This is a genomic window from Cereibacter changlensis JA139, assembly GCF_003034985.1.
GTDB classification, from domain to species: domain Bacteria; phylum Pseudomonadota; class Alphaproteobacteria; order Rhodobacterales; family Rhodobacteraceae; genus Cereibacter; species Cereibacter changlensis.
The window spans coordinates 1-1,334 of record NZ_PZKG01000341.1; the positions used below are offsets into that span (position 1 = coordinate 1).

4 protein-coding genes are annotated in these 1,334 nt (G+C 71.3%); all 4 read right to left on the bottom strand.

Translation table 11 applies throughout. The annotated features are described in order from the left end of the window. Positions 1 to 512, bottom strand: a 512-nt coding sequence (locus C5F48_RS23875; protein ID WP_258186578.1) for a tape measure protein, incomplete at its 3' end; no start/stop codon positions are given. After that, positions 505 to 630: a GpE family phage tail protein gene (locus tag C5F48_RS23880; RefSeq protein ID WP_107666136.1), complete on the bottom strand. Its 126-nt coding sequence runs from the start codon at positions 628 to 630 to the stop codon at positions 505 to 507. The genes C5F48_RS23880 and C5F48_RS23875, both read right to left, overlap by 8 nt. Before the next feature lie 56 nt (positions 631 to 686). Then, on the bottom strand, positions 687 to 983 hold the full coding sequence (locus tag C5F48_RS23885) for a phage tail assembly protein (RefSeq protein ID WP_107666138.1): 297 nt from the start codon (positions 981 to 983) through the stop codon (positions 687 to 689). A gap of 92 nt (positions 984 to 1,075) precedes the next feature. Next, the coding region (locus tag C5F48_RS23890) for a phage major tail tube protein (RefSeq protein WP_181247776.1) at positions 1,076 to 1,334 on the bottom strand (259 nt) is incomplete at its 5' end.

The window sequence follows — 1,334 nt, forward strand, 5'->3', positions numbered from 1 at the left end:
TGCCCGAGCGCCAGCACCAGCCCGTCGAGCTGCTCCGAGCCGCCCCCCGTCGCCGCCATGGTGTCGGTCAGCGCCTGCAGCGCCCCCTTGGTCGGGTCGAGCCCGAACGCCTTCAGCCGGGCGTAGGCCGCGACCGTGTCTTCGAGCTCCAGCGGGGTGCGGACGGCGAAGTCCTCGATCCAGGTCATCGCCCGCTCGGCCCCTTCGGCGGAGCCTTCGAGGTTGGTGAGCTGGACGCGGAACTGCTCGAACTGGGCGGCCGGCGCGATGAAGCTCGCGCCGAGGGCGGCGACCGATCCGGCGAGGCCGGTGATGACGGCGGCTCCGGTGAGGGCGGAGCGGGTGACCTGGCCGAAGCCCGCGGCCATGCGTTCCGTCCCGCGCCCGACCATGGCGGCCTGGCGCAGCAGCCCCTCGCCGCCGATCCGCTCGATGCCGCGGAGCGCGGCGCGGGCCGGGGCGGTGGCGCGGTCCACCAGCCGCAGGATCAGCTGCACGTTGAGATCAGCCATCGCTCTCCTCCGGGGCGGCGCGGGCGCGGGCCTTTGCCCACCAGCGCGCCAGCTCTTCGAGACACATCGGATCCATCGCGGCGGGCGGCCAGTGGAAGACGATGGCGATGTCGGCCATCGCCTCCTCGATGTCGTCGGGCAGATCGAGAGACGCCCCGCCTGCCGTGGTTTGCGCTACTGCAGCCGCAGCTCCGCCTCGGCCTCCGCCTTCATCTCCGCCGTCACGAAAAAACCGACGACCTCGGCGGCGAGAGACAGGAAGTCGGCGGGGTCGAGCTCGGCGACCTCGTCGGGCAGCAGCGACGGCTCGGTGATGCGCGGCAGGAGCCGGCTGATGGCGTTGACGTCCATCTGCAGCACGTCGGTCAGCTTCAGCCCGCGCAGGGCCCCGACATCGGGCTTGCGGACGGCGACGGTGGTCACGTCGCCGGCGGCGCGTTTGACGGGCGAGATCAGGGTGGTTTTAGGCATGTTCAAAGGCCTCTTTAAACGGTCGGCGGCGGGCGCGCCTCCGGCCAGATGATGGGACCGCCGAAGCGGGGATGGGTAACGGTGAACGGGGCTCAGAAGCCCATGGCGCGGCGCATCTCGGCGAGCTGGTCGGTGCCGCCGATCCGGCGGATGGCGTTGACGAGGTCGATCTCCAGCACGGCCTCGCCATCGACCTCCAGCTTGTAGGCGCGCACGTCCATGGTGAGCTTCAGCGTCGAGCCGGTCCCGGGCTTCAGGTCGCCGTAGTCATTGGCGCTGACGAGGCCGGAAAGCGTGGCGATCACCGTGGTCGCGCTCCAGTCCGAAGCGCTCTGCATGCCGGGGCGCAGC